This is a genomic window from Pseudoalteromonas sp. Z1A8 (assembly GCF_011378855.1).
In the GTDB taxonomy this organism is placed as follows: Bacteria; Pseudomonadota; Gammaproteobacteria; order Enterobacterales; family Alteromonadaceae; genus Pseudoalteromonas.
The window spans coordinates 1-1018 of record NZ_WTLB01000120.1; the positions used below are offsets into that span (position 1 = coordinate 1).

1 rRNA gene is annotated in these 1018 nt (G+C 36.5%); it reads left to right on the forward strand.

The features are described from left to right. Window positions 1-225 precede the first annotated feature (225 nt). A 5S ribosomal RNA gene (gene rrf / locus GQR55_RS19945) occupies window positions 226-340 on the forward strand. Window positions 341-1018 lie beyond the last annotated feature (678 nt).

The following is a 1018-nucleotide window of genomic DNA, read 5'->3' on the forward strand; positions in this document are numbered from 1 at the left end:
TTACCCGTGAGGCTTAACCATACAACGCCAAACGCGTTTTATGCGACAGTTTGACAGAAGTTAATATGACTAAAGTAGATATTACTGAAAAGACTTAAAAAATATTATCAGATATTTTCCAAATTCAAGAGGTGACTCTTAGCGCGTAGCGTTAAAGTTGAGGCACCTTGCGCAAAGAAAATGGGAGCACTACGTGCTTGTCATTAATTCTTTGCACCATATTTGCTTGGTGACAATAGCGTTTTGGACCCACCTGATTCCATGCCGAACTCAGTAGTGAAACGAAACAGCGCCGATGATAGTGTAGCATTTGCTATGTGAAAGTAGGACATTGCCAGGCTTCAAATTGTAGAAAGCCCGAATCTAACGATTCGGGCTTTTTTACGTCTGCAGAAAAGTAAAATGCGTACAATTAATGCACACTCATTCAACACCTACCACGTAGGTCAAGCGAGCCTAGCGACTCCCGATGCTAAAAGCATAAAAAATATCCGCCCGGCGATGAGTGTGTAGTATTTTCACTGTGGATAATACCAATTGGTTTAATACCAACCTGCTTATATACGGGGTCTATTTAACGTTAAGAAAATTACGCTAGAACTAGGCAAAAATTTTTGTATCTAGTTGTTATAAATAAAAAATTTTTAACGACGTTATAGTGCAATTTAATCCGTTAAATTGATCAAAGATTTATACAGGTTGGTATAACATCTGTCCTAATATAAAAGCTTTACTTATTTGGTGCTCCGGTATGTATCGAATCTAGCCTCCAAGCCTTTATATGCAGTTTTTGGTAGGTTAACTGAAGCCTTAGTAATAGAGAAAAAATAGTTAGGTAGAGGTTGATACAGAGGTTTACGCATAGAACTTAAATCTAATGGGCATGAGGTTTTTAAATAATAGTATTCATGGAGTGCCTATCTAAACTAGCAGTATTTATACCAATCTGCCAAATTATGTGATCTAATTAGCATACTGATACTTATCTACTTTTACTAAATTGAACTTAGAAAAATCC